Source organism: Ferrovibrio sp. GW821-FHT12E11 (assembly GCF_058806975.1).
Map to the genome: position 1 here is coordinate 3,389,967 of NZ_JBXAQG010000001.1, position 25,297 is coordinate 3,415,263.

Genomic DNA, 25,297 nt, shown 5'->3' on the forward strand with positions numbered 1-25,297 from the left:
CTCCTTATTGGTTAGTCCGAGCATAGCGGGCGAACGCGCCATTGGCCAGCGCAACGCCCAGGCTGACCGCCACGATTCCGGCCCAGGTGACCGGTTCGGGCCATTCCCCGAGCAGCGGTACGGCCAGCAGAGCGGTGAGCGCCGGTGTCAGGGCGGCGAAGGCGGCGGCGGGAGCTGCGCCGAGGCGACGAACGGCATAGCCGTAGAGCGCCATGCTGAGCAGGCCGGAGGCGACCGACTGCACGATCTGGAGGCCGATATCGAAGACCGGTGCGGTGAGCAGTCGGCTGTCGAGCCAGAGCAGATAGACCGGCGTGTAGAGGGCGAAGGCGCTGGTATAGGCCAGCGCAGCGGCCTGCCATGCGCCGATGCCGCTTTTGCGCAGCGCCACGGTGTAGCAGGCCCACATCGCGCCGGCCAACACGAACAGCAGGTCGCCGCGCCAGGTGCTTCCCCCCGTTTCGCTTGTTTGGCCGGCGATGACCTGCCAGCCGCCGACGGCGATGGCACCGAGCAGCATCAGCACGGTGCCGATGCGGCGCTGGGTGGTGAAGCGTTCGCCCAGGAACAGCACAGCCAGCATGGCGGCGAACAGCGGCATGCTGCCGGGCATCAGCGCGCCGGCATGGGCGGCAGGGGCAAAGAACATTCCAGTGCTGCCGGACAGCATGAAGGGCAGGCCGGCGCCCGCCGCAATGATCCCCAGCAGCAGAACATGCCGGCTGCGCCGCCGGCCTGCAGGTGGGGCGGGCAGGCGCCACAGCAGCGGCAGCAGCAGCACAGCAGGCAGCACCATGCGCAGGAAGATCACGTCCCACAGTGACAGCGTGCCCGAGGTGAGGCCGAAGCGGGTGATCACGAGGCCAATGGCCCAGAGCAGGATGGTGGCCAGCGCGGCGGCGGCGCCCAGCAGCCGGCCGGGTTCGACGGTGGTGGACGGGGGCGGCACGGCAAGGCTGCTGTCGGCGGACATGGCGGGACTCCGGAACGGTCGGCAGGCGCAGGATCGCCGCAAATCCGGCGGCATGTCCTTGCTAATTCTGCTCGGGTTGTCATTATCTCAGCAATATATGTCAATATATGTCAGGATATGAGGCAGATAGTGCCAAATATGAACCTGGATAGCCTGGACCGGAAAATCCTGACCGCCCTGCAGGCGGATGCCCGCCTCAGCAATGTCGATCTCGCCGAGAAGGTCGGGCTGTCGCCGTCGCCCTGCCTGCGCCGGGTCAAGCGACTGGAGGACGAGGGCTATATCCGCAGTTATCGCGCGCTGCTGGACCGGCCGAGACTGGGCCTTGGGCTCACGGTCTTTGTCGGCATCACCGTGGAGAAGCATTCGGCCGGCAATGCCGCCGCGTTGCAGGCGGCGCTGGTCGCCATGCCGGAGGTGGTGGCGGCCCATATGGTCTCGGGCGAGGCCGACTTCCTGGCCGAAGTCGTGGTGCCGGACCTTGCGGCCTATGAACAATGGCTCAGTCACCGCCTGATCACCCTGCCGATGGTGAAGGATGTGCGGTCCAATTTCGCGCTGCGGGCGGCCAAGACCGACGGACCGTTGCCGCTGGACCCTGCCAAAGCCTGACCATGGGCGGTAAACCGCCGTCCTCTCGACTCTTTTCAGGCCCGCCCGTATAGTCCGGCGACCGCCGTAAAGCCGCCATATTGCCTGCCTATTCAGACGGCCAGCCGGAGCCTCCGGTGATGGCGGTCCGGGCCGGTACGGTTGCTCCGGTGCCGTCGGCCAGTTTTTGTTTCCTTCTTGCTCCGGGGCATCCGTGTCCAAGTCCGCCATGCGCTATTCGGGACTGTTCGTCCTTCTCATCGTTGCTGTGCTCAACCTCGCCGGCTGGGCCTATATGAACCGGCCGATCGAGCCGCGGCCCTGGGGTGAAGTGATCGCGGGCATCGACTATTCGCCGTTCCGCGGCGACCAGGATCCGCGCAACAACCGTTTCCCCAGCGACGCCGAAATCGAAAACGACATGCAGGTGCTGTCGGGCCAGGTGAAGCGCATCCGCACCTACTCGACGCTCGACGGCCAGGGCAAGATCGCGGAGATCGCCGGCCGCTACGGCTTCGAGGTGATGCAGGGCAGCTGGCTCGATGGTCGCCTCGAGCGCAACGAGGAAGAGATCACCAAGCTGATCGACACCGTGGCCACGCAGCAGAACATCACGCGCGTGCTGGTCGGTAACGAGACGCTGCTGCGCGCCGACATGCCGATCCAGGATTTGGTCGACTATATCCGCCGCGTGCGCACCGGCCTGAACAATCGTGGCCGCCATGTGGAAGTCTCGACGCCGGAAACTTGGGACATCTGGCTGCGTTATCCGCAGCTCGGCCGCGAGGTCGATTTCATCGCCATCCATCTGCTGCCCTACTGGGAAGGCCAGTCGCCGGAAAAGGCGGTGGAATACGCGCTCAGCCGCTATCAGCAGGTGAAAGACGCCTTCCCGACCAAGAAGGTGGTGATCACCGAAATCGGCTGGCCGTCGGAAGGCCGCACGCGCCGCGACGCCGTGCCCAGCCCGACCACGCAGGCCGCGTTCCTGCGCGCCTTCCTCAACATCGCCAACCAGCGCGGCCTCGACTATTACATCCAGGAAGCCTTCGACCAGCCGTGGAAGCGCAATATCGAAGGCTCCGTCGGCGCCTACTGGGGCGTCTTCAATGCGGACCGCACGCCGAAATTCCCCATGGTGGGCCCGGTCAGCGACCGGCCGCACTGGCCGCAACTGGCCGCCGCCTCGATCCTGCTGGCACTGCCGCTGATGGCCTGGTTCCTGGCGCGCTGGTCCGACCTGCGGTTCTCCGGCCGCGTCTTTTTCATCGCGCTGATCCAGGTGATTACCAGTGCGCTGGTGATGGTGGTCGATTCCGGCCTGCGTACGTATATGAGTCCGGGCATCGCGCTGATGTGGGCGATGTTGCTGCCGCTACTGCTGCTGCTGTTCATGGTGGTGCTGGCGGAAGGGCTGGAGCTTTCCGAAGTGATCTGGGCCAACCGGCGTCAGCGCCACTTCCTGCCGTTCCGCACCGATATCGAACGCGCCTGGCCCAAGGTCTCGATCCATATCCCGGCCTATAATGAGCCGCCGGAAATGGTGAAGCGCACGCTGGATGCGCTCAACCGCCTCGACTATCCGAATTTCGAGGTGCTGATCATCGACAACAATACCAAGGACGAAGCGGTCTGGCGGCCGGTGCAGGAGTATTGCGAGCAGCTCGGCGCCGACAAGTTCCGCTTCTTCCATGTCTCGCCGCTGAAGGGCTTCAAGGCCGGCGCGCTGAACTTTGCCCTGCGCAACACCGCCAAGGATGCCGAGATCGTCGGCGTGATCGATGCCGACTATCTGGTCGAGCCCGACTGGCTGAAGTCGCTGGTGCCGTATTTCGACCGTGCCGATGTCGGTTTCGTGCAGGCCCCGCAGGACCATTACGACTGGCGCGACGACCGCTTCAAGGAATACATCAACTGGGAATATGCCGGCTTCTTCCAGATCGGCATGGTCCAGCGCAACGAACGCGACGCCATCATCCAGCATGGCACCATGACGCTGGTGCGCCGCGCCGCCATCGACCATGTAGGCATCTGGGCCGAGTGGTGCATCTGTGAGGATGCCGAGATGGGCCTGCGCCTGCTGGCCGGCGGCTGGCACTCGGTCTACACCGACAAGCGCTACGGCTACGGCCTGACGCCCGACACCTTCTCCGGCTACAAGAGCCAGCGTTTCCGCTGGGCCTATGGCGCCGTGCAGATCATCAAGCGCCACTGGCGCGACATGCTGCCGGGCGACGAGCGCAAGCTCGATCCGATGCAGCGCTATCACTTCATCACCGGCTGGCTGCCGTGGTTCGCCGATGCGCTGGGCCTGGTCTTCGCCGTCACCTCGCTGGCCTGGACCGTCGGCGTGCTGGTGCTGCCGAAATATTTCGAACTGCCGCTGGCGCTGTTCCTGCTGCCGGTGGTGGCGGTGTTCGGCGCCAAGCTGGCGCAGTTCCTCTGGCTCTACAAAATCCGCGTGCCCTGCAGCCTGCGGCAGCGACTGGGCGCCGGCCTCGCCGGTCTGGCGCTGACCTATACGATCGCCAAGGCGATGATCTACGGCCTGTTCACGTCGAAGCTGCCGTTCATCCGCACGCCCAAACATGAGGACCAGGCCGCTGTGGTGCAGGCCTTCATCATGGCCCAGGAAGAAACCCTGATCGCCGTGCTGCTGCTGCTGGCCGGCATCGGCATGTGGAACTTCCAGGGCGGCGAAGACCCGGAAGCGCGGCTGTGGGCGGTGGTGATGTGGGCGCAGTCGGTGCCCTACTGGGCCTCGCTGCTGCTGGCTTTCATCAGCACCGCGCCGAAGCCGCCGAGCAAAACTTCCGCCATTCCCGCGCCCGTGACGGCGCCGGAATCGCAGGGCAGCCCGGCCCAGTAATCCTTTTCCCGCCAGTTCCAGCCCGACGGACGCTTCCCATGACTGTGCCGCCCAAGCCGGCCCCCCGCTTTCTGTGGCTGCTGATCTGCATTGCCATCGGTGCCGCCGTCAACGTGATCGGCTGGTGGCTGCCCAATCATCCGGTGCAGGTGGGGCAGGATCCGAAGGGGCCGAAGCTCGGCATGATCGAAAGCGTGTCCTTTGCGCCATTCCGTCGCGGACAGGGGCCGCTCAACATGGTCTACCCTTCCGCCGAACAGGTGATCGAAGACCTGCATAGCCTGAAGGGCATTGCGCGCGGCATCCGCACCTATACCTCGCGCGAGGGTCTCGATGTGGTGCCGCCGGAGGCGCGGAAGCTCGGCCTCAACGTGATGCAGGGCGTCTGGCTCGGTGCCGATCTCGCCATCAACGAAAAGGAAGTCGAAGCCGCCATCGCGCTCGCCAACAAATACCCGGATGCGATCAAGTCGCTGGTGGTGGGCAACGAGGTTCTGCTGCGCAAGGACCTCACGGCCGACCAGTTGATCGGCTATATCCGTCGCGTGAAGGCGGCCGTGAAGCAACCGGTGACCTATGCCGACGTCTGGGAATTCTGGCTGCGGTTCCCGCAGTTGCTGAACGAGGTAGACTTCGTCACCGTGCATTTCCTGCCCTACTGGGAGGACATGCCGATCGCGGCGTCGCATTCGATGCCGCATATCATGGATGTCTATCGCACCGTGCAGGCCAAGCTGCCGGGCAAGCCGATCACGATTGGCGAGGTTGGTTGGCCGTCGGAAGGCCGTTCGCGGCGCGATGCCGTGCCCTCGCGCACCGAGGCCGCCGGCTTCATCGCCGATTTCATGCGCCTGGCCCAGAAAGAGGGGCTGTCCTACAACCTGGTCGAGGCTTTCGACCAGCCGTGGAAGGTGAAACTGGAAGGCACGGTCGGCGGTGCCTGGGGCGTGCTGGATGAACTGCGTCAGCCGAAATTCGATGTCGGCGGCAAGGTTTCCAACCTGCCGGAATGGCCGCTGTTTGCCGGTCTGTCGGTGCTGATCGCCCTGATCCTCCTGGTGCTGCATGCGCAGGCGGTGATTGCGCTGCCGGCGTCCGGCATCGCCGCCGCGGTCTTCTTCGTGCAGGGGATCGGCGCGCTGCTTGCTGCCGCCATCGAGCGCGGGCTGGAATACAACTATTCTTGGGTGCATGTGACGGAAGCGGCCATCCTGGTGAGCCTGCAGGCGATCTTCGCCGTTTTGCTGCTGCGCGAACTGCTGGACCGTCTGCACGGCGTGGCGCGGCCGCTGCTCACGCTGCAGCCGCTGGGGGCGCGCCTGGCCGAGTTGCGGCAGATGCCTGTCCTGCTGCATGCTCCGCCGGCATTGCGCCGCCTGCGCCAGGCCGAATGGCTGTACGCGCTGCTGGCGCTGTGGGTGATTTATCACGGCGTCATGCTGGTGGCGGCCGGCCGTTACCGCGATTTCCCGATGGATTATTTCCTGCTGCCGGTCGGCGGCTTCCTGGCGTTGCGCCTGCTGGTGCTGTGGCTGGCGCCGTCACCGGCCCGTGAGGATGACGGGCTGGGACGCTTTGCCCTGGCGGCCGGCTTTGCCGATATCCGCGATGCCGCGCCGGGTCTGCGGCTTGGCGTCGAGGCGGTGCTGGTCTTCCTGCTGCTGAGCCTGCCGGTGCTGGCGCTGCTGCTGGAGAAGCTGAACAACCGCGAGGCGGTTCTCTGGTGCCTGCTCACCGCCGTCTATGCGCTGCCGTTGCTCGGCAACCTGTTTCTGGCGCTGCGCCGCCGGCACGGTGTGGCCGTGCCGGCGAGCGCGTAAGTTTTCAGGTTGCCAGGGCTTTGGCGCGCAGCCGCTGGTAGGCGGCGAGACCGAAGGCCAGCACCACACCGGCGATCTTGAGCGGGCCGATCTGATCGATGGTGATGACGTCGAAGAAGGCGTCGATCAGCGTCGGGAAGAGCAGCAGCGTGCCTGCCAGGATCAGCGCGACGCGTACCGGCCAGCCGGTCTTGCCGAACAGCCAGCCCTGGGTGGCGCCGGCATAGGCCCAGATGCCGATGCCGGTGGCCAGCGTCACAGTGACGATCTGCATCCAGTCGCCACCCTTGGGCGTTACCAGCAGCAGGCCGACGCCGTTCGGATCCAGCACGAAAACGAAGGGCACCAGGAAAGCCGGCATGGTGTATTTCCACGACTGCAGCGTGGTGCGGTAGGGGTCGGCGCCGGTGATGGCGGCCGCCGCAAAGGGCGACAGCGCGGTGGGCGGCGAGACTTCCGACAGCACGGCGTAATAGAAGATAAACATATGGGCCGCGTAGTCGGGCACGCCTAGCTGGATCAGGGCCGGCGCGGCGATCACCGCGCAAATGATGTAGGACGCGGTGACCGGGACGGCGAGGCCGACGATCCACACGATCAGCGCCGTGTAGATCGCGGTCAGCACCAGGCTGCCGCCGGCATAGGCGATGGCGATGGCGCTGAATTTCAGCCCCAGGCCGGTGAGCGTCACCACGCCGACGATAATACCGGCCGCGGCGCAGGTCGCCGCCGTGCCCAGCACGCCGATGGAGCCGGCGGCCAGCGCCTCGATCAGCTTCTTCGGCGTCAACGCGCTCTCGCGGCGGCAGTAGCTCACAACGATGGCGGCAATCGTCGCCCAGAACACCGACAGCACCGGCGAGAAGCCGAGCAGCATCAGGATGACGATCGAGAACAGCGAGCTGAAGTGGTAGCCGTAGCGCTTGGTCAGCGTCCACAGGCTGTCGCGCTTGCCCAGGTCGACATCGGCGATGTTGTACTTGCCGGCATCCAGTTCGACCATCGCCAGAAGGCAGAAGTAGTAGAGCACGGTGGGGATCGCCGCCATGCGGATGACGTCGAGATAGGAGATCTTGAGGAATTCAGCGATCAGGAAGGCCGCGGCGCCCAGCACCGGCGGCGAGATGATCGCACCCAGACCGCCAGCCGCCAGCAGGCCGCCGGCTGCCGAAGCGACATAGCCCGACTTCTTCAGCATCGGCCAGGCGACGGAGCCGATGGTCACCGTGGTGGCGACGCCCGAGCCCGACGGGCCGCCAAGCAGGAAGGAGGACAGAACGATGGCGCGGCCAGAACTGGTGCTCTTGCCGCCCATGGCGGAGAAGGAGAAGTCGATGAAGAATTTGCCGGCGCCGGAGAACTGCAGGATGGCGCCGAAGATGGTGAACAGGATGATCAGACTGGAGGAGACATCGACGGCCGAGCCGAAGATGCCTTCCAGGGTCATGTAGAGATGGCCGACCAGGCGTTCGGCATCGTAGCCGCGGTGGGTCCAGGGCGCCGGCAGATAAGGTCCGAACATCGCGTAGAGAATGAACAGGATGCCGACCACGGGCATGATCGGGCCGGTGGTGCGCCGCGTGGCCTCCAGGATCAGCACGATGAAGACCGCGCCGACCATCACGTCGGTCTGGTTCGGCAGGCTGGCGCGATCGGTCAGGTCGTCGCCGCCCATCACCAGATAGGCCATGGTGGCGATGCCGATCAGGGCCGTGAGCACATCCCACCAGCGGATGCGGTCGCGGAAGCGCAGGGCGACCGGGTAGAGCAGGAAGATCAGCAGCATGACGAAGCCGACATGGATCGGCCGCAGTTCCTGCGTGGGTACGATGTCGTAGGCCGCATACATGTGGAAGAGGGTCATGATGACGGCGATGGCGGTAATCAGGTGGCCGGTCCAGCCGGACAGGCGATTGGCGGCGCCTTCTTCCTGCTCGATATATTCCTCGACCTTGCGCTGGGTTTCCCTATCAAGGGCGCCGGGCTCAATCATCGCCTCGGTGCTGCTCTTGGTTGTTTCCTGCGTCATACCCGGTTCCCCCGATACCGCTTCGGTTGCGGCTTACCCTGTCTGAACTGACCTGTCTTTTAACAGTGAGCCCCGCCGCGGCCAATGCCGGGGCGGGGCTCTTGTAGTTTTACGCGAAGTTTATGGTGAAGCGCGTTCGGCTCAGCTGCCGGTCTTGACACCCTTTTCAGCGAAATACTTCAGTGCGCCCGGATGGAACGGCACCGGCGTATTATCCTTCAGCTGGCTCTCCAGCTTGACGTTCTTGGCCTCGGCATGAACCTGAGCCCATTCGTCGCGCTTCTCGAAGATGGTCTTGGTGATGTTGTAGGCCACATCATCGGGCATGCTGTCGGCCACGAACAGGATGTTCCAGACGCTGGACATCGCATTGTCCTTGTCCTGGCCCGGATAGGTGCCCGACGGAATCTTGCCGGTGGCATAGAGCGGGCCGTACTTGGCGTTCATCTTGGCAACGACTTCCGAATGGTCGATCAGCTTGAGCTTGGTGCCAGGGGTGGCGCCCAGATCGGTGACGGCCGAAGTCGGCACGCCGCCAACCCAGAAGTAGGCGTCGATCTTGCCGTCCTTGACCGCGTTGGTCGACTCAGCGGCGCCGAGACGCTCGCGTTTGATGTCCTTGTCCTTGTCGAGATTGGCGGCTTCCAGCACGCGGAAGGCCATCACCTCGGTGGCCGAACCGGCCGAACCGGTGGAGACGCGTTTGCCCTTCAGATCGGCCATCGTGTTGATGCCGCTGGCAGCCGTCGTCACCACATGCATGACGTTCGGGTACAGCACGGCGAGCGTGCGATGGCTCACGGCAGCGCCCTTGAACTTGTCTTCGCCGCGCGAGGCGTCGAGCGAGGCATCGGCCATGCTGAAGCCGATATCGGCGCGCTTGGCGCCGACGAGTTTCAGGTTATCGACCGAGCCGCCGGTGACTTCGGCCGTCGCCTGCCAGCCCGGCACATGCTTGGTCAGCAGATTGGCGAGGCCGCCGCCGAGGGGATAATAAACGCCGCCGGTGCCGCCGGTGACGATCGACAGGTTCTTGGCCTGCGCCACGGCGCTTTCCGGGGCGCCGAGCGCGGCGATGAGCAGGCCGGCCAAGGCGACATTGCGGAGCTGGGCCGCGCCAAACATAAGGCGTTTCATTGTTGTTTCCTCCTGGATGCCGTCATCGACGGCGTTCTTGAAATCAGCGTCCAGACGATACGGAACGGCAGCCCTGCAAATCAACCCTTAATCGCCGTTACTGCAGCGCACAAGAATGTGTGCTCTCAGTGATTTGCGTAAAAACGCGGCAATCGCGCCGTTGTGTTTCCCCGCCCCAGGGGCTAAGCCCTTGGCGATATAAAAACAGCGTGTTGCCTCTCCATGTCGTCGTCCCCCGTCTCTGCCAGCCGTCTCGCGCTTGGCGCCCTCATTCTGGGCGCCATCGCCATCGCTTTTTCGCCGATTTTTGTGCGCATCTCGGAAGTCGGCCCGACCGCCACGGGGTTCTACCGGACGATGCTGGCCGTGCCGCCGCTCTGGCTGGTCTGGCATCTGCGGCCGGCGGATGAAAGCCGGCCATCGCTGCCGGGGATGCCGCCCTGGAGCGTGTTGCTGATCCCCGGCCTGCTGTTTGCGGGCGATCTGTTCTTCTGGCACCTGGCGGTGAAATACACCTCGGTGGCCAATTCGACGCTGTTATCCAATTTTGCGCCTGTTGTGGTGACGCTGGGGGCCTGGCTGGTGCTGCGCGAGAAAATCTCGCGCGCCTTCCTGGTGGCTCTGCTGGTTTCGATCTGCGGCGCCATGATGCTGGTTGGCGCCAGCTTCCAGATCGGCGGCGACAATGTCTTCGGCGATCTGCTGGCGCTGACCACGGCGATGTTTTATGGCGCCTATATGATTGCGGTGGCCAAATTGCGCGGCCGCCATAGCAGCCAGGAGATCATGCTGTGGTCGAGCCTGGTCTCGGGCCTCGTGCTGCTGCCGGCCACCTGGCTGATGGGCGAGGGGTTGTGGCCGGCCAGCCTGAACGGCTGGGCGATCCTGTTCGGCCTGGCCTGGATCAGCCATGCGTTGGGGCAGAGCCTGATCGCCTATGCGCTCGGCCACCTGCCGGCATCGTTTTCCTCGCTGGTGGTACTGATCCAGCCGGTGGCGGCGGCCTTCTTCGGCTGGCTGTGGCTGGGCGAGGGCCTGGCGCCGCTGCAGATCGCCGGCGGCATCGTGGTGCTGGGCGGCATCCTGCTCGCGCGGCGCGCGCAGCTCAGGCCGGGCACCTAGGCCGCACGGTGTTTCGCGAAATCGACGAACCAGGCGAGGCTGCCGGGATTGGCCATGGTGCCGGGATTGGAAACCTTGTCGGCCAGCTGGCCAAGCAGGATTTTCTTCACTGGCACTTCCAACTTCTTGCCTGACAGCGTGCGCGGCACTTCGGCCACCTGGAAAATATCGTTCGGGATGAAGCGGGCTGATACAGCCTTGCGGATCGCCTGGTTGATGCGCTCCTTCAGGGCGGCATCCAACACGATGCCCTCGCGCAGCACCACGAACAACGGCATGTAGCTGTCGCGCCCCAGGAATTCGAGGTCGACCACCAGGCTGTCGAGCACCTCGGGCAGTTCTTCCACCGCGCGGTAGATTTCGGATGTGCCGAGCCGCAGGCCGTAGCGGTTGATGGTGGCATCCGAGCGGCCATAGATGATGGCGCCGCCGCGCGGCGTGATGCGCAGCCAGTCGCCATGGCGCCAGATGCCCGGATACACGTCGAAATAGCTGTCGTGATAGCGTTTGCCGTCCTTGTCGTTCCACAGGAACAGCGGCATGGAGGGCAGTGGCGACGCACAGACCAGTTCACCCACCTCGTCGGTCCGCGGCTTGCCGTGGTCGTCGAAAGCCTGGATGTCGGCGCCGAGGCAGCGCACCTGCATCTCGCCGGCATAGACCGGCTTGAGCACGCATCCACCGACGAAGCCGCCGGCGAAATCGGTGCCGCCGGAGATGGGCGCCAGCCAGATGTCCTTGCCGAGCTGGCCATAAATCCAGGCGTATGAATCTTCCGAGAGCGGTGAACCTGTCGATCCGATCGTGCGCAGGCTGGACAGGTCGGCGACCTTGCGCGGCTCCACGCCGGCCTTCTGGCAGTTGGCATAGAAAGCAGCGCCGGCGCCGAAGAAGGTGGCCTTTACCTCGCCGGCAAACTGCCACAACCGATTCCAGTCGGGCCAGCTCGGGCTGCCGTCATAGATGGCGATGGTCGACCCGACCAGCAGGCCGGCGACCTGGGCATTCCACATGATCCAGCCGGTGCTCGAATACCAGTGGAAGATATCGTCGGGCCCGAGATCGTTATGGAGGGCCGTCATCACCATGATGACGATGACCACGCCGCCATGGCCATGCACGATCGGCTTGGGCAGGCCGGTGGTGCCCGAGGAATAGACCACCCAGAGCGGATGGTCGAAGGACACCGGTTCCACCGTCATCTCTGCAGGCTTTGCGATCACGTCGGCCCAGCCGGTGGTCTGTACGCGGGCCGGCAGGGGGTGGTCGCTCCGGCCCGGCAGCAGGATCAGGTTCCGCACCGTGGGCAGCTCGGCGATCAGTGCGGTCAGCACGTCGCCCTTGTCGAGGTGCTTGCCGTTGTAGTGGCTCGACGGCACGGCAAACAGCGCCACCGGCTCGATCTGGCGGAAGCGGTCGAGCACGGCATTCAGCCCCATATCGGGCGAGCAGACCGACCAGACCGCGCCGATGCTGGCAACGGCGAGGAAGGCGATGATGGTTTCCGGCGTGTTGGGCGCATAGGCCACCACGCGGTCGCCACGTTTCACGCCGATGCTGCGCAGATGCGCGGCGACGGAGGCGACCTGGTCCTGCAGGCTGCGCCAGGACATCTGTTGCAGCGGCTGGGTCTCGGAAGAATACAGGATCGCCGGCTTGGTATCGGTGGCGTGCCGGAAGACCTGGTCGACGAAATTCAGTTCGGCGCCGGTAAACCACTGCGCGCCCGGCATCTCGCGTTTCGCCAGCACTTTGTCGTAGGGCTTGTATGCCTTGATCTGGATATAATCCCACAATGAGGCCCAGAAGCCCTCCAGATCGCTGACCGACCAGCGCCACAGACTATCGTAATCCTTGAAGTCGCGGGCGCGCTCGCTGCGCAGCCACTGCATGTATTTATGCAGCTGGCTGCGGCGGATACGTTCGGCCGTCGGAGTCCACAGCAGGGCGGGGGTCTGGGTCTCGGTCATACTCTCTCCCGGAAGCTTCAAGTCTTTTCGATCAGCTTACGCACTTCCGGAGAAAATGCACCATCCAGCAGGATGAAGGCCATGCGGGCCGGATTGACGGGCGAGCGGTTTTCCCAGGCATGGTCGGTGCCGCGCTGCACCACCACATCGCCGGCCTGCAGATGGGTTTCCGAGCCGTCGTCCAGCACCAGCGTGATCTCGCCGAAGACGACAATGCCGTAATCGATGGATTCCGTGCGATGCATCATCGGATGCGGACTGTCCGGCTTCCAGGTCGAGGCATGGGCCGAACCGACCAGGGCGAAGGCGGCCTGCGCCAGTTCCTTGGTCATGGCCGGTGCATCCGGCCGCTTGGGACCGAAATCGACAAAGCGGATGATGCTGCCCTGCTTCGGCGGCTCGATCTGCAGTTTGCGGTCCGTCGGGTCCTTGCCATTATCGACGGTCACCGGGCTGCCGGCGGTATTCCAGACCTCGAAGAAAGCGACGCCGATCTCGGGCTTTTCCAGGGTCGGCGCCATCACCGTGTCGATGGCGACCACGGATTTGCCGGCGGCGTTATGGCCGGTAACGATGCGGCGGGGCTTTCTCATGTGATCTCCTAGTGGGATTTGCGCCAGCGCAGCAGGTGCTGCTCGACGGCCGATAGCACCAATGCGCTGGCAAAGCCGAGCAGGCCGAGCAGGATGACGCCGGCAAACAGGTCAGGCGCGCGGAAGGCGCGAGCGGCGAGCAGAATCCACTGGCCCAGGCCCTGGCGGCCAGCCAGCATCTCGCCCACCACGGCCAAGATCAGCGCGATGGTAAGGCCGAGCCGCATGCCGGAGAGAATGTCGGGCATGGCATTGGGTAGGGCGATTTTCCAGATCACTTCCAGGCGGCTGAGCCCCAGCGCGCGGCTCACTTCATAAAGCCGCGGCTCGACGGCGGCGAAGCCGTGGATGGTGGCGAGCAGCATGGGCCAGAGCGCACCGAAGGCGATCACCGCCAGCACCATGCCGTCCGACAGGCCGAGCAGGGCGATGGCCACCGGAATGATGGCCGACGCAGGCAGCGGGCGCAGGAATTCCAGCATGGGGCCGAGATAGACCCGCGCGCGCGCCGAGATGCCGATCAGGGCGCCGAGCGCCACGCCGACCAGCGAGGCCAGCAGCCAGCCATAGACCATGCGTTCGATCGTGCCGGTCAGGCTGACGAGCAGTTCGCCACGGCTGAAGCCGCGCACCAGCGCCGCCCAGGCGCGGTCGGGGCCGGGCAGGAAAACAGGCGAGACCCAGCGATTGTCGGCGGCGACCTGCCAGAGCCAGACGATGGCAAGGCCGACGCCGATGCTGGCGATCATCCACAGGATACGGAACGTGCCGAAGCGCTTCATGGATGCATCTCCACGGCGCCGCCGATATTGCGGAACAGCTGCTGCTGCAGCACCAGCAGCAGGGCATTGAAGCCCCAGCCGACTACGCCGATCCACAGCAGCAGCGCCAGCATCAGTGCGGGATTGAGCGACTGCTGCGCCGCCATCATGGCATAGCCAAGACCCAGGGGATTGATGGCGATCTCGACAGTGACGGCGACGATCAGCGCCACGCCGGCCGCCAGACGGAAGGCGACGAAAATGCGCGGCAGGGCAGCCGGCAGAACGATTTTCCAGACCCGCTGCAAGAGGTTGAAGCCCAGCGCACGGCTGACCTCCAGGAGGCGCGGCTCGATGCCGGCAATGGCCGCCTTGGTCAGGATCAGCACGGGCCAGAAGCTGGCGAAGGCGACGATGGCGATTTCCATGCTGTAGCCGAAGCCGAAGCCGATCATAGCAATCGGCAGCAGCGCCACCGAGGGGATGGGGCGAAAGGCTTCGACGGGGAATTCGAACAGGCGATCGAGAATCAGGAACAGGCCGAGCAGGATGCCGAAGACGAGGCCGAGCCCGACGCCGATCCCCAACCCGCCCAGGGTCGCCAGCAGGGTCTGGCCGGTGGCTTTCAGGATGGTGCCGTCACCAATGCCGATCAGGCCGGCACCGAAAATCTGGCTCGGCGGTGCCAGCGTGTCGCTTTTGACCGGTGCGATCAGCGCCGCGATCTCGGCCAGCAGCAGCAGGCCGAGTGGCACCACAAGTCCGCGCCAGTTCTTCAAGCTTCGGCGTCCTTGATGAAGTCGAACAGGGAACGGCGCAAGCGCAGGAACTCGGGATGCTCGCGGGTGGTCAACTGGTCGCGCGGATACGGCAGCGGCACATCGTAAATCTGGCCGATGCGGCCGGGATTGGGATGCAGCGCGACCACGCGATCGCCGAGATACAGCGCTTCTTCCAGATCGTGGGTGACAAAGAAAGCGGTGGTGCCGGTCGAGCGCACGATCTGCAGGATCTCGTCCTGCAACCCCTGGCGGGTCATGGCATCGAGGGCGCCGAAAGGCTCGTCCATCAGCAGGACGCTGGGATTCTGAGCCAGACAGCGGGCGATCTGGAGACGCTGCTGCATGCCGCCGGACAGCTGGTTGGGGAATTTGTCGGCGTGCTTGCCGAGGCCCACCTTTTCCAGCAGGGCCCGGATGCGCGCCGGCCGTTCGGCGCGCGGCATGTTGATGGCTTCCAGCGCCAGCGCCACATTGCCGCTGACCGTGCGCCAGGGCAGCAGCGCCTTGCCGTAATCCTGGAAGACGATGGCGATGTCGCGGCGCGGCCCGGTCACCGGCTTGCCGTCATAATCGACGGTGCCGCTGGTCGGCGTGAACAGGCCGGCGATCAGGCGCAGCATGGTGGTCTTGCCGCAGCCCGACGGGCCGATGACGCAGACGAATTCGCCGCGCCGGATCTGGAGGTCGATGCCCTCCAGAATCCGGCGGCCGGCGAGATCGAGATCGACGCCGCGGAACGTGATCAGGTCATCCTGGCTCACGCTGCGCGGCATGGCGACCACTTTGCTGGAGGACAGGGTCATTTCACGATCAGCTTGGCGGCGTCCAGCTTGCCTTGCAGCATGTCCTGGCCCTGCATCACTTTGATCCACCAGTTGAGCTGATCGACCGAGACTACCGGGTTCGGATTGGAGATGTTGATGCTGGCCAGGATCTCGGGCGGCAGCTTGATATGCTTGCCGATATCCTCGCGGGTCTTCAGCTTGCCCTCATCGGCCTTGATGAAAGCGGCCGCTTCGGTGATCGAGTCCTGATAGGCCTTCACCGCCTTGGGGTTCTTGGCCGCCCAGTCGCGCGTCGTGGTGTAGATGATGCTGGGCTTGTCGAACGGCAGATCGGCCAGGTAATTCGCCACCACCGTGCCGGTGCCGGCGCCAACGATGCGGGCCATGAAGGGATCGGCGGTCACCACGGCATCCACCGTGCCGGCCTTGAGGATGTCACCCATGGTGGGGAAGGAAACTTCGACGAAGTTGACCTTCTTGGGGTCGACGCCCTTTTCCACCAGCCATTGACGGAACAGCACATGCAGGAAGGCGCCGATGCCGGGTGCGCCGACCTTCTTGCCGACGAAGTCCTGCGGATTCTTGATATTGGCTTCCGGGCGCGCGACCACGCCGACGCCCTTCACGGCCTCGGGCGAGGTGACGCCGGTGCCGGCGACAGTGACGAGATCGAGGCCGCCATCCACCGCCTGCAGGAAGACCGACGGGGTCGGGCCGCCGATCTGCACGGAATTCGACTGGATCGCGGCGGGGATGTTGGAATTGATGGCGATGAATACCGGCTCGACATCCAGGCCATGCTTGGCGAAGATGCCACGCTCCTTGGCGACGAACAGCGTTGAGAAGTCGGTGACGGCGGTATAGCCGACGCTGACCTTGGTCTGCGCCATGACTGTCATCGACAGTCCGGCGGCAATCAGGGCGCCGATCATTGCCAGCGCTGTGGTTTTTCTTGCGGTCATGGTTTCCTCCCGAGGATGTATCCGCGTTGTTGTTCTTTTTTGTCAGGCAATCACGGCGGCGCCGCCTGCCTGGCATTCGCCGCGGCGTTTTCGCCGTAGCAGAATTCGTAAGTGTGGCCGAGATGGTGTTGCAGGCTGGTACAGGCGCTGTCGGCGTCGCGCGCCAGCACCATGTCCATAAGCTGCTTGTGTTCGCGCATCAGCACGCCATGCCCGATCACCATGAAATTCTGCATCATGCCCTGGCGATAGCGTTCGGCCTGATCGTAGAGGCGGCTTTGCTCGTCCAGCAGGCGCGGCGAGCCGCAGGCGGCGATCAGCGCGACGTGGAAGCCTTTGTGCAGGTCGCTGAACTCGGTGAAATTCTCCAGCGTCTGGCCTTCCATGCGGGCGACATAGCGGTCGAGCCGGTGATAAGCCGCGAGAATGGCGCCCTCCCAGGCATCGTCGCCGCGCTCGATGGCGCGCTTCAGCGCGGCGGGCTCCACCACCTGGCGGGCCAGCGTGATATCGGCCAGGTCCTCGGCGCTCATGGCGGCAACGCGGAAACCGCGCTGGCTTTCGGCTGAGACGAAGCCCTGGCTGATCAGCCGGGCGAGGCCTTCGCGCAGCGGACTGGCGCTGAGGCCGTAGCGGGATTTCAGGTCGTCGATCTGCAGCTTGGTGCCGGGGGGGAGGCGGCCGGCGATGATGTCGGCGCGAATATTCCGGTATGCCGATTCCGTCAGGCTGCCGGCTTCGGCGGCCAGGTCGCGGATATCGGCTTTGCTCTTCTCGTCTCCCATGGGGTCACTGTGACGACGGGACGCGGAAGCTGTCAACGACAAAAAAGAAAAAAATCGACAAAATGCTCCGTGGTCGTTATTGTGGCCGGCAACCGCCCACCAGAGCCGGTCCCCTAATTGATTCCTTGGGAGGAATTATGCCCCGTCGCTTCGTCGACCTCTCCATCTTTCTCGAAAATGACGTCCAGTCCGATCCGCCGGGCTTCGGCCCGAAGATCGATTACATCCGTCACAAGGACAGCGCGTCGGACGTGGTGAAGTTCTTCCCCGGCCTGAAGGAGGAAGACCTGCCCGAGGCCGAGGGCTGGGCGGTGGAGAATGTGCAGCTCAACACCCATAACGGCACGCATCTGGATGCGCCGTATCATTTCCATTCGACGATGAACCACGGCGAGCGCGCCTGGACCATCGATGAAGTGCCGCTGGAATGGTGCTTCGGCGACGGCGTGAAACTCGACTTCACCAAGCTGCCCGACGGCTATGTCGTGACTGACAAGGATGTCGAGAACGAGCTCAAGCGCATCGGCTATACGCTGAAGGAACACGACATCGTCGTGGTCAATACAGCGGCCGGCAAAGCCTATGGCAAGCCGAACTACGTCAGCACCGGCGCCGGCATGGGCTACAAGGCCACCATGTATCTGCTGGAACGCGGCGTGCGCGTCACCGGCACGGATGCCTGGAGCTGGGATGCCCCCTTTGTGCATACCGCCGAGAAGTTCAAGGAGAGCCAGGATGCCTCGCTGATCTGGGAAGGCCACAAGGCCGGCCGCCATATCGGCTACTGCCATCTGGAGAAGCTGCATAACCTGGAAGTGTTGCCGCCGTTCGGCTTCACCATTTCCTGCTTCCCGCACAAGATCCGCGGCGCTTCCGCCGGCTGGACCCGCGCCGTCGCCATCTTCGAGGAATAATCACAGATGAAATTCTGCACCTACAGCCATGCGGCGCATGGCGAGAAGCGTCCCGGCGTGCTCACTGCTGACGGCGCGACGATTGTCGATCTCGGCGGCAGCTTTGACAGCACGCTGGCCATCATCAAGGGCGGCGACGAGGCCAAGGCGAGGGCGAAAAGCCTGCAGGATCACGCCGAGACGCGCGTGACGCTGGGCGAGGCCAGGCTGCATGCGCCGGTGCTGGTGCCGGAGCAGATCCGCGACAGCATGCTGTTCGAGAAGCATGTGCAGCAGGCGATGGAGCGCATGACCATCATGCGCAAGCCGCTGCTCGGTCCGCTGCTGATCAAGATGGGCAAGGTGAAGGTGCCGCCGACCTGGTACCAGATTCCCATCTACTACAAGTCCAACCGCTTTTCGGTGAACGGCCCCGAAGGCGACGTAATCTGGCCGCGCTACAGCCAGGTGATGGATTTCGAGCTGGAATTCGGCTTCTTCCTTGGCAAGACCGGCAAGAACATCAAGGCTTCCGAGGCCCGCAACCACATCTTCGGCTTCACCATCTTCAACGATTTCTCGGCCCGCGACGCGCAGTCGATCGAGATGCAGAGCATGCTGGGTCCCTGCAAGGGCAAGGATTTCGATACCGGCAATTCGATGGGCCCGTTCCTGGTGACCCTGGACGAGATCGGTGATCCCTATGCCTTGCGCATGCAGGCCCGAGTCAACGGCGAAACCTGGTGCGACAGCAATTCCAGCACCATCCATCACAAGTTCGAGGATCTGCTGGCGCGCGTGTCATCGGATGAGACCGTGTATCCGGGCGAGTTCTTCGGTTCGGGTACGGTGGGTGACGGCTGCGGCCTGGAGCATGGCCGCTATCTGAAGGATGGCGATGTGGTGGAGCTGGAGGTCGAGAAGATCGGTATCCTGCGCAACCGCGTGATCAGGCAGAAATAAACGCCACTTCCGGCAAGCCCGGAATCTCGACGGGGATCGCAAAAATGCCGCCGGCCAGCGGTGTTTTTGCCAGGTCCTCGGGCGTATGCCGCTGGCGTGCCGTCGTAATGTAGAGCGTTTTGAAATCCGGCCCGCCGAAGCAGGGCATGGTCGTCGCATTGGCCGGCAGGCGCACATCGCGCAGGCGTTTGCCGTCTGGCGAGATCTGCGCCACCTTGCCGGCGCCATAGAGCGCCACCCAGTAGTTGCCGGCAGAATCCACCGTGGCGCCATCCGGGCGCTCAGCCGTTTCGCGCAGATCGAGGAACAGCCGGCGGTTCGAGATCGAGGCTGTCTTCACGTCGTAGTCATAGGTCCAGACGCACATCGTCGGTGTGTCGGCGTGATACATGGTTGTCCCATCCGGACTCCACGCCAGACCGTTCGAAATCGCGATGGCGCCGACCAGGCCCTGCCGCAGCACGCGGTCGCCCTCCAGACGATAGAGCGCGGTATCGGGCTGGCGGTCATCGGTCATGCCGCCGACCCAGAAGCGGCCCTGACGGTCGCAACGGCCATCGTTGAAGCGTGCATTTTCCAGCGGCGAGGCGGCCAGCAGGGTTTCATGTTCGGTGGCCGGATCGAACAGCCAGATGCCGTCGCGCCGCGCCAGCAGCAATTCTTGGCCGCGGGTCGGCGCAAGGCTGCCCAGCGCGCTCGGCATTCCCCAGGTTTCCAGGGTCTGTGTCGCCGGATCGAAGCGATGCAGGTTCGGTGCATGGATGTCGGCGAACCAGAGCTTCTGATCGCCTGCCGACCAGACCGGCGATTCCGCCAGGGCGAATTTACCGTCCAGAATGCAGGTCGCGTCCATCAGTTCATTCTCTCTGCCATATCGGCGACCATCTCGCCGATACTGAGCGAAGCCGTGAGACCCGGGCTTTCGATGCCATAGAGATTGATCAGGCCCGGCACGCCATTCTGGTCCGGCCCCTGAATCAGGAAGTCGTCACCAGCCTTGCCGCCGCCGCGACTGAGTTTGGGCCGGATGCCGGCATAGCCCGGCTGGATCGCGCCATCGGGCAGGCCGGGCCAGTATTCCCGCACGGCGGCATAAAACAGTTCGCCGCGCGCCGGATCGACATTGTAGTCGACCCTGTCGATCCATTCGACATCGGGGCCGAACCGCATCTGGCCGCCCATGTCGATGGTGACATGGGTGCCGAGCCCGCCGGGGGTGGGGATCGGGTAGATCAGTCGCGAGAACGGCGGCTTCACACCGGACAACACGAAGTAGTTGCCCTTGGCATAGTAGCAGCCGGGCACGCTGTCGGACCGAATGCCCTCGATCTTGGCGGCGATGCCCTGCGCGGCAAAACCGGCGGCGTTGATCACCAGTTTTGCCTTCAGCACCATCGCATCCGGGCCGCCGGTTTCGATGACGATGCCGTCATTGGCGACGTCGCCGCGGATCACCGGCGCGTTCAGCGCCAGCATGGCGCCGTGGTCTTCGGCCTCGCCCTGATAGGCCAGCATCAGGCCATGGCTGTCGATGATGCCGGTGGAAGGTGAGAGCAGGGCAGCGACGCAATGCAACTGCGGTTCCAGCGCCACGGCGTGGTCGCGGGTCAGCCATTGCAGGTCATCGACGCCGTTGGCCTCAGCCTTTTTCTTCAGCGCCTCCAGATCGGGGATCTGGCTGTCATCGGCGGCGACGATCAGTTTGCCGCAGCGGTTATGGGCGACGCCGCGCTCGGCGCAGTAGGCGTAAAGCGCCTGTTTGCCTTCAACGCAGAGCCGGGCCTTCAGGCTGCCGGCCGGATAATAGATGCCGGCATGGATCACCTCGGAATTGCGCGACGAGGTTTCGCTGCCGATCAGGCTGGCGGCCTCCGCGATCACCACTTCGCGACCCCGTCTGGCCAGGGCCCGGGCCACGCCCAGGCCGACCACGCCCGCCCCGATCACCAGACACTCGACGCTATCCATTCCGCCCAGCCATTCGCCCGTGTTCACCCGTCTGCCGCCCAGTTATCCGCAGGGGAGCAAGTCCTTGCAACCCCTGTCATTAATAGCTCCGAAATGCTGCGGGGCGGCGCTTGACTTCTCCAGGCCGGGGCCGTAAACACTCGCCTCGGTCGGGACGCCTTCGGGTCGTTTCGAACCATTGCCCAGGTGGCGGAATTGGTAGACGCGCTAGCTTCAGGTGCTAGTGACCGAAAGGTCGTGTAAGTTCGAGTCTTATCCTGGGCACCAATTCCTCGATTGCCGCATCGTGATTTCCGATGCGCCCGCATGAGAGAGAGCATCGCAGAATGGCCATCACCGTATATCAGAACGACCTGCCGGACGGCCTCGATCTCGGCCCGATGGTGGCTGTGGATACCGAGACGATGGGGCTGCGGACGCTCCGCGACCGGCTCTGCGTCGTTCAGCTTTCCTCTGGCGATGGCAATGCCCATCTGGTGCAGTTCCGCTCCGGCACCGGCTATGCCGCGCCCAATCTCAAGCGACTGCTGGAAAACCCGAAAATCCTGAAGCTGTTTCACTTCGCCCGTTTCGATCTGGCGGCGCTGAAACAGTATGTCGGCGCTGAAACCGCGCCGGTCTACTGCACGCGCACGGCGTCGAAGCTGGTGCGCACCTTCACCGACCGCCATGGTCTGAAGGATCTCTGCCGCGACCTGATCGGGGTGGAGATTTCCAAGCAGGAGCAGTCTTCGGACTGGGGCGCCCACGATCTGACCGAAGCGCAGCAGCGCTACGCGGCGTCGGATGTGCTGAATCTGCATCAGCTCAAGACGGTGCTGGATGGCATGCTGGTGCGCGAAGGCCGCATGGCATTGGCTGAGGCCTGCTTCCGCTTCCTGCCCGCGCGGGCCGACCTCGATCTGGCCGGCTGGCCCGAGGACGATATTTTCGCCCATTGATCCCGGCGTTTAGCCCAAAAGCCGATTTTTTCCACAAGTTGCTGAAATTGGCTGCGATCCGGTCATCTGGTTTGCAATTCCGGCCCTGATTCTCCATACTTGGCACGATTCTTGTTAGTGTATTGCCAGCAGTGGGTAGATCATGACATCCGCACCCTCCGTCGCGCGCGTCAAGCGCGCCGGAAAAAAACGTGCGAAAGCCTCGTCCGCGACTGCCGCGACCAAAGCCGTTTCGGCCAAGGTCGTGCAGGTTGGCAGTCGCCGCCGTCCGGGCAGTCCCGATATCGAGGTCGGTCGCCGCGTCCTGCTGATGGAATCCAATGGCCTGGCCGCACTTGCCGCCGGCCTGGATGACAGGTTCAGCAAAGCTCTCGACATCCTGATGAATGTCAGCCGGGAAGGCAGCCATTTCCGCGTCATCGTATCGGGCATGGGCAAGAGCGGTCATGTCGCGCGCAAGATCGCTGCCACCATGGCATCGACCGGCACGCCCGCCATGTTCGTCCATCCGGCGGAAGCCAGTCATGGCGACCTGGGCATGGTGACCAATGGAGACGTCTTGCTCTGCCTGTCGAATTCCGGCGACGTCCCGGAAATGGCGGACCTGATCGCCCATGCCAAGCGGTTCGGGATTCCGCTGATCGGCATGACCAGCAAGGCCAAATCGGCTCTGGGCCAGGCCTCGGATGTTGTTCTGGTACTGCCGCCGGTGGAAGAAGCCTGCCCGATGGGGCTCGCGCCCACCACCTCAACGACCATGATGCTGGCACTGGGCGATGCGCTGGCCGTCGGTCTGATGGAGCGCAAGGGTTTCACCCGCGACCATTATCGCGTCTTCCATCCGGGTGGCCGCCTGGGCAAGCAACTGATCAAGGTGAAAAGCCTGATGCATGTCGAGGCGGAGATTCCTCTGGTCTCGACGGGCACGCCGATGCGAGAGGCGCTGGTCACCATGGCCGGGCGCAGTTTCGGCTGCATCGGCATCGTCGGCAAATCCGGCCGTGACAAGGACAGGCTGGTTGGCATCATCACCGACGGCGATCTGCGGCGCCACATCGAAGGCGATCTCCTGTCGCAGAAGGTCGAAACGGTGATGACCAAGTCGCCGATGACGATCCGCCAGGATCTTCTGGCCGTTGAGGCCTTGCGCGAAATGAACAGTCGGCGCATCACGGCCTTCTTCGTGGTTGAGAACAATCGGCCGATCGGCATCCTTCACATGCACGATTGCGTGCGAGCCGGCATCACGTGAGGACCGGCATGATGGCGACCGGCCTCGACCAGATCAAAGCGGACGCGCGCCAGCGCAACGCCGGCTTCACGCCGCGCGACGCCGCCAGCGTTCTGTCGCAGTTGCCGCGCCGCCGTCGTTTCGTGCGGTTCATGAAATTCATCCTGCCGACCATCGCGTTCGGTATGCTGATTGCGGTTTTCGCATGGCCGCAACTGAACAAACGCTCCGCATTGATGTCGATCTGGGCGACCCGGGTCGATACGGATACCGGCGCACTGGTCATGAACAACCCGCGCTATCGCGGTTCGGACTCCAGCGGCCAGCCTTATGTGGTCACCGCCGATCGCGCCATCCAGGATCCGCAGGATGACAAGCAGGTGACGCTGGATCGCGTTCAGGCAGACTTCTCGATGAACGACGGCCAGTGGTGGTCTCTGACCTCCGACACAGGCATCTACAATGGTACTGGCCAGTTGCTGCACCTGTTCGGCAATGTCGCCGTGTTCGGCGACAAGGGCTATGAGATGCATGGGCATTCCGCCGAGGTCAATCTGCAGACCAAGGTGATCGCCAGTGACGAGAAGGTCTGGGGCCAGACGGATATGGGCACGATCAATGCCAATGGCTTGCGCGTCTACGAAGGCGGCAAGGTCATACTGTTCATCAATGGCGTGAAGACCAAGATTTTCCAGCAGGACAAACGGGGCTGATCGCGATGCGGATATCTTCGACGCTGATCGTCATGGCCTGTGTGCTGGCTGGTGCCGCACCGGCACAGGCGCAGTTCGCTATGGGCGCCGCCAACAACAACCAGCCGATCAATATTGGCTCCGACACGCTGGAAGTGCAGCAGGACAAGCAGTTGGCGATTTTCCGCGGCAAGGTCGACGTGGTGCAGGGCGACAGCCGCCTGCGTTCGGACGAGCTGTTCGTGCATTATCGTAATCGTGACACTCAACCGGCCGCTGCGACGCCGGGACGGCCGGCCCAGCCGCAGAAGGCCGCCGGTCCCTCCATCGCCCCCGGCGGGCCGGATGCCAGTTCGATCACCAAGATCGAGGCCAAGGGCAATGTCTTTGTCTCGACGCCGAAAGAACGCGCCCAGGGTGAACTCGGTATCTACGATGTCGAGAAGAAGACCATCACGCTGACCGGCAATGTGCTGATGACCAGCGACCAGAACACCGTGCGCTGCGCGCGTGCTGTGATGTATCAGGACAGCGGCCGCAGCGTCTGCGACCCCATCCCCGGCGGGCGTGTGCAGGCCGTGATCATTCCGAACAATGCCGAGCCGCAGCCGGCGCCGACTCCCGGGCCGCGCCGATGAATATTGCGGGCCCAAAATCCGAAACGGCCAGTGACGGCCTGCGACTGGTGGCGGAAAACCCCAGTCCCGGCCTGGCCGCGCACCGTCTGGGCAAGAGCTTCAAGAAGCGCCCGGTGCTGCGTGATGTTTCGCTGTATGTGCAGCGTGGCGAGGCCGTCGGCCTGCTCGGGCCGAACGGCGCCGGCAAGACCACCACCTTCTACATCATGACCGGCCTGATCGCGCCCGATCATGGCGCCATCACGCTGGATGGGCATGAGATCACCGGCCTGCCGATGTATCGCCGCGCCCGGCTCGGCATGGGCTATCTGCCGCAGGAAGCCTCGATTTTCCGCGGCCTGACGGTCGAGCAGAATATCCGCGCCGTGCTGGAACTGGTGGAACCGGAAACCGACCGCCGCGAGGCCATGCTGGAAGATCTGCTGGCCGAATTCTCGATCACCCATCTGCGGCGTACGCCGGCACTGGCGCTGTCGGGCGGCGAACGCCGCCGTTGCGAAATCGCCCGCGCGCTCGCAACCCAGCCCTCTTTCATGCTGCTGGATGAACCGCTGGCCGGTATCGATCCGATTGCGGTGGGCGAAATCCGCGAACTGGTGTCGCATCTGAAGGATCGCGGCATCGGCGTGCTGATCACCGACCACAATGTGCGCGAGACCCTCGACATCATCGACCGTGCCTACATCCTGCATGATGGCAAGGTTCTGATGGAAGGCAGCCCGACCGAGATCGTAGCCGACGAAAACGTCCGCCGAGTCTATCTCGGCGAGCGGTTCAGCTGGTGACGGGCCC

23 protein-coding genes and 1 tRNA gene are annotated in these 25,297 nt (G+C 64.1%); 12 read left to right on the forward strand and 12 right to left on the reverse strand.

What is annotated here, in order from left to right:
- Positions 1-4: 4 nt before the first annotated feature.
- On the reverse strand, positions 5-973 hold the full coding sequence (locus tag AC1ROT_RS16850) for a DMT family transporter (protein ID WP_493000376.1): 969 nt from the start codon (positions 971-973) through the stop codon (positions 5-7).
- 138 nt (positions 974-1,111) lie between these two features.
- On the opposite strand from AC1ROT_RS16850, the gene AC1ROT_RS16855 reads away from it, so the two are divergent.
- The 3 genes from AC1ROT_RS16855 (at position 1,112) to AC1ROT_RS16865 (ending at position 6,253) form a co-directional block, all read left to right on the forward strand.
- Positions 1,112-1,585 (forward strand): Lrp/AsnC family transcriptional regulator, encoded by a 474-nt coding sequence (locus AC1ROT_RS16855; RefSeq protein ID WP_492971401.1) that lies wholly within the window; start codon positions 1,112-1,114, stop codon positions 1,583-1,585.
- Positions 1,586-1,778: 193 nt separating this feature from the next.
- The gene (locus AC1ROT_RS16860) at positions 1,779-4,433 is read left to right on the forward strand and encodes a glycosyltransferase (RefSeq protein WP_493000378.1); all 2,655 of its coding nucleotides are present in this window, start codon (positions 1,779-1,781) and stop codon (positions 4,431-4,433) included.
- Between the two features lie 38 nt (positions 4,434-4,471).
- On the forward strand, positions 4,472-6,253 hold the full coding sequence (locus AC1ROT_RS16865; protein WP_493000380.1) for a glycoside hydrolase family 17 protein: 1,782 nt from the start codon (positions 4,472-4,474) through the stop codon (positions 6,251-6,253).
- 4 nt (positions 6,254-6,257) lie between these two features.
- Here AC1ROT_RS16865 and AC1ROT_RS16870 read toward each other — a convergent pair whose 3' ends face one another.
- Entirely contained in the window at positions 6,258-8,282 is a 2,025-nt protein-coding gene (locus tag AC1ROT_RS16870) for a TRAP transporter permease (RefSeq protein WP_493000382.1), read from the reverse strand.
- 141 nt (positions 8,283-8,423) lie between these two features.
- Complete coding sequence (locus AC1ROT_RS16875; RefSeq protein ID WP_492971397.1) at positions 8,424-9,419, reverse strand: TAXI family TRAP transporter solute-binding subunit; 996 nt, start codon at positions 9,417-9,419, stop codon at positions 8,424-8,426.
- 222 nt (positions 9,420-9,641) lie between these two features.
- Between AC1ROT_RS16875 and AC1ROT_RS16880 the strand changes: the two genes are divergently transcribed.
- Complete coding sequence (locus AC1ROT_RS16880) at positions 9,642-10,541, forward strand: DMT family transporter (protein ID WP_493000384.1); 900 nt, start codon at positions 9,642-9,644, stop codon at positions 10,539-10,541.
- Here AC1ROT_RS16880 and AC1ROT_RS16885 read toward each other — a convergent pair.
- The 7 genes from AC1ROT_RS16885 to AC1ROT_RS16915 are packed head-to-tail and all read right to left on the reverse strand — an operon-like array spanning position 10,538 to position 17,179.
- Positions 10,538-12,511, reverse strand: a complete 1,974-nt coding sequence (locus AC1ROT_RS16885) for an acetoacetate--CoA ligase (protein ID WP_493000386.1) — start codon at positions 12,509-12,511, stop codon at positions 10,538-10,540. The genes AC1ROT_RS16880 and AC1ROT_RS16885 overlap by 4 nt on opposite strands.
- A 17-nt stretch (positions 12,512-12,528) precedes the next feature.
- Complete coding sequence (locus AC1ROT_RS16890; RefSeq protein ID WP_493000388.1) at positions 12,529-13,104, reverse strand: cupin domain-containing protein; 576 nt, start codon at positions 13,102-13,104, stop codon at positions 12,529-12,531.
- 8 nt (positions 13,105-13,112) lie between these two features.
- The gene (locus tag AC1ROT_RS16895; protein WP_493000390.1) at positions 13,113-13,886 is read right to left on the reverse strand and encodes an ABC transporter permease; all 774 of its coding nucleotides are present in this window, start codon (positions 13,884-13,886) and stop codon (positions 13,113-13,115) included.
- Positions 13,883-14,644: an ABC transporter permease gene (locus AC1ROT_RS16900; RefSeq protein WP_493000392.1), complete on the reverse strand. Its 762-nt coding sequence runs from the start codon at positions 14,642-14,644 to the stop codon at positions 13,883-13,885. Before AC1ROT_RS16900 ends, AC1ROT_RS16895 begins: the two co-directional genes overlap by 4 nt.
- Positions 14,641-15,450, reverse strand: coding sequence for an ABC transporter ATP-binding protein (locus tag AC1ROT_RS16905; RefSeq protein WP_493000393.1), 810 nt, complete (start codon positions 15,448-15,450; stop codon positions 14,641-14,643). The genes AC1ROT_RS16900 and AC1ROT_RS16905 overlap by 4 nt, the downstream gene beginning before the upstream one ends.
- Complete coding sequence (locus tag AC1ROT_RS16910; RefSeq protein WP_493000395.1) at positions 15,447-16,394, reverse strand: ABC transporter substrate-binding protein; 948 nt, start codon at positions 16,392-16,394, stop codon at positions 15,447-15,449. The genes AC1ROT_RS16905 and AC1ROT_RS16910 overlap by 4 nt, the downstream gene beginning before the upstream one ends.
- A 50-nt stretch (positions 16,395-16,444) precedes the next feature.
- On the reverse strand, positions 16,445-17,179 hold the full coding sequence (locus AC1ROT_RS16915) for a GntR family transcriptional regulator (protein WP_493000397.1): 735 nt from the start codon (positions 17,177-17,179) through the stop codon (positions 16,445-16,447).
- A 137-nt stretch (positions 17,180-17,316) separates the two neighbouring features.
- On the opposite strand from AC1ROT_RS16915, the gene AC1ROT_RS16920 reads away from it, so the two are divergent.
- Together AC1ROT_RS16920 and AC1ROT_RS16925 are read left to right on the forward strand one after the other, a co-directional pair.
- Entirely contained in the window at positions 17,317-18,093 is a 777-nt protein-coding gene (locus tag AC1ROT_RS16920) for a cyclase family protein (protein WP_144069049.1), read from the forward strand.
- Between the two features lie 6 nt (positions 18,094-18,099).
- Positions 18,100-19,035, forward strand: coding sequence for a fumarylacetoacetate hydrolase family protein (locus tag AC1ROT_RS16925; protein ID WP_493000399.1), 936 nt, complete (start codon positions 18,100-18,102; stop codon positions 19,033-19,035).
- On the opposite strand, the gene AC1ROT_RS16930 is transcribed toward AC1ROT_RS16925, so the two are convergent.
- A complete protein-coding gene (locus tag AC1ROT_RS16930) occupies positions 19,022-19,888 on the reverse strand; it encodes an SMP-30/gluconolactonase/LRE family protein (protein WP_493000401.1) in 867 nt (288 codons plus the stop codon). The two genes, AC1ROT_RS16925 and AC1ROT_RS16930, sit on opposite strands and share 14 nt — an antisense overlap.
- Complete coding sequence (locus AC1ROT_RS16935) at positions 19,888-21,003, reverse strand: NAD(P)/FAD-dependent oxidoreductase (RefSeq protein ID WP_493000403.1); 1,116 nt, start codon at positions 21,001-21,003, stop codon at positions 19,888-19,890. The genes AC1ROT_RS16930 and AC1ROT_RS16935 overlap by 1 nt, the downstream gene beginning before the upstream one ends.
- A 180-nt stretch (positions 21,004-21,183) precedes the next feature.
- Between AC1ROT_RS16935 and AC1ROT_RS16940 the strand changes: the two genes are divergently transcribed.
- From AC1ROT_RS16940 to lptB, 6 genes are all read left to right on the forward strand, one after another.
- Positions 21,184-21,270, forward strand: a tRNA-Leu gene (locus AC1ROT_RS16940).
- Positions 21,271-21,329: 59 nt separating this feature from the next.
- Positions 21,330-21,944, forward strand: coding sequence for a ribonuclease D (locus tag AC1ROT_RS16945; protein WP_493000405.1), 615 nt, complete (start codon positions 21,330-21,332; stop codon positions 21,942-21,944).
- 142 nt (positions 21,945-22,086) lie between these two features.
- Positions 22,087-23,196: a KpsF/GutQ family sugar-phosphate isomerase gene (locus tag AC1ROT_RS16950; protein WP_493000406.1), complete on the forward strand. Its 1,110-nt coding sequence runs from the start codon at positions 22,087-22,089 to the stop codon at positions 23,194-23,196.
- Positions 23,197-23,204: 8 nt separating this feature from the next.
- A complete protein-coding gene (lptC, locus tag AC1ROT_RS16955) occupies positions 23,205-23,888 on the forward strand; it encodes an LPS export ABC transporter periplasmic protein LptC (RefSeq protein ID WP_492971383.1) in 684 nt (227 codons plus the stop codon).
- Positions 23,889-23,893: 5 nt separating this feature from the next.
- A complete protein-coding gene (locus tag AC1ROT_RS16960) occupies positions 23,894-24,505 on the forward strand; it encodes an LptA/OstA family protein (RefSeq protein WP_492971382.1) in 612 nt (203 codons plus the stop codon).
- Complete coding sequence (gene lptB, locus AC1ROT_RS16965) at positions 24,502-25,290, forward strand: LPS export ABC transporter ATP-binding protein (RefSeq protein WP_492971381.1); 789 nt, start codon at positions 24,502-24,504, stop codon at positions 25,288-25,290. Before AC1ROT_RS16960 ends, lptB begins: the two co-directional genes overlap by 4 nt.
- Positions 25,291-25,297: the final 7 nt, after the last annotated feature.

Bases quoted from the DNA above. Each gene is read 5' to 3' on its own strand.
- AC1ROT_RS16895 (WP_493000390.1), bottom strand. From the start codon at position 13,886: ATGAAGCGCTTCGGCACGTTCCGTATCCTGTGGATGATCGCCAGCATC.
- AC1ROT_RS16890 (WP_493000388.1), bottom strand. From the start codon at position 13,104: ATGAGAAAGCCCCGCCGCATCGTTACCGGCCATAACGCCGCCGGCAAA.
- AC1ROT_RS16875 (WP_492971397.1), bottom strand. From the start codon at position 9,419: ATGAAACGCCTTATGTTTGGCGCGGCCCAGCTCCGCAATGTCGCCTTG.
- AC1ROT_RS16950 (WP_493000406.1), top strand. From the start codon at position 22,087: ATGACATCCGCACCCTCCGTCGCGCGCGTCAAGCGCGCCGGAAAAAAA.
- AC1ROT_RS16935 (WP_493000403.1), bottom strand. From the start codon at position 21,003: ATGGATAGCGTCGAGTGTCTGGTGATCGGGGCGGGCGTGGTCGGCCTG.
- AC1ROT_RS16870 (WP_493000382.1), bottom strand. From the start codon at position 8,282: ATGACGCAGGAAACAACCAAGAGCAGCACCGAGGCGATGATTGAGCCC.
- lptB (WP_492971381.1), top strand. From the start codon at position 24,502: ATGAATATTGCGGGCCCAAAATCCGAAACGGCCAGTGACGGCCTGCGA.
- AC1ROT_RS16920 (WP_144069049.1), top strand. From the start codon at position 17,317: ATGCCCCGTCGCTTCGTCGACCTCTCCATCTTTCTCGAAAATGACGTC.
- AC1ROT_RS16880 (WP_493000384.1), top strand. From the start codon at position 9,642: ATGTCGTCGTCCCCCGTCTCTGCCAGCCGTCTCGCGCTTGGCGCCCTC.
- AC1ROT_RS16930 (WP_493000401.1), bottom strand. From the start codon at position 19,888: ATGGACGCGACCTGCATTCTGGACGGTAAATTCGCCCTGGCGGAATCG.
- AC1ROT_RS16885 (WP_493000386.1), bottom strand. From the start codon at position 12,511: ATGACCGAGACCCAGACCCCCGCCCTGCTGTGGACTCCGACGGCCGAA.
- AC1ROT_RS16915 (WP_493000397.1), bottom strand. From the start codon at position 17,179: ATGGGAGACGAGAAGAGCAAAGCCGATATCCGCGACCTGGCCGCCGAA.
- AC1ROT_RS16910 (WP_493000395.1), bottom strand. From the start codon at position 16,394: ATGACCGCAAGAAAAACCACAGCGCTGGCAATGATCGGCGCCCTGATT.
- AC1ROT_RS16865 (WP_493000380.1), top strand. From the start codon at position 4,472: ATGACTGTGCCGCCCAAGCCGGCCCCCCGCTTTCTGTGGCTGCTGATC.
- AC1ROT_RS16905 (WP_493000393.1), bottom strand. From the start codon at position 15,450: ATGACCCTGTCCTCCAGCAAAGTGGTCGCCATGCCGCGCAGCGTGAGC.
- AC1ROT_RS16945 (WP_493000405.1), top strand. From the start codon at position 21,330: ATGGCCATCACCGTATATCAGAACGACCTGCCGGACGGCCTCGATCTC.
- AC1ROT_RS16855 (WP_492971401.1), top strand. From the start codon at position 1,112: ATGAACCTGGATAGCCTGGACCGGAAAATCCTGACCGCCCTGCAGGCG.
- AC1ROT_RS16960 (WP_492971382.1), top strand. From the start codon at position 23,894: ATGCGGATATCTTCGACGCTGATCGTCATGGCCTGTGTGCTGGCTGGT.
- AC1ROT_RS16925 (WP_493000399.1), top strand. From the start codon at position 18,100: ATGAAATTCTGCACCTACAGCCATGCGGCGCATGGCGAGAAGCGTCCC.
- AC1ROT_RS16850 (WP_493000376.1), bottom strand. From the start codon at position 973: ATGTCCGCCGACAGCAGCCTTGCCGTGCCGCCCCCGTCCACCACCGTC.
- lptC (WP_492971383.1), top strand. From the start codon at position 23,205: ATGATGGCGACCGGCCTCGACCAGATCAAAGCGGACGCGCGCCAGCGC.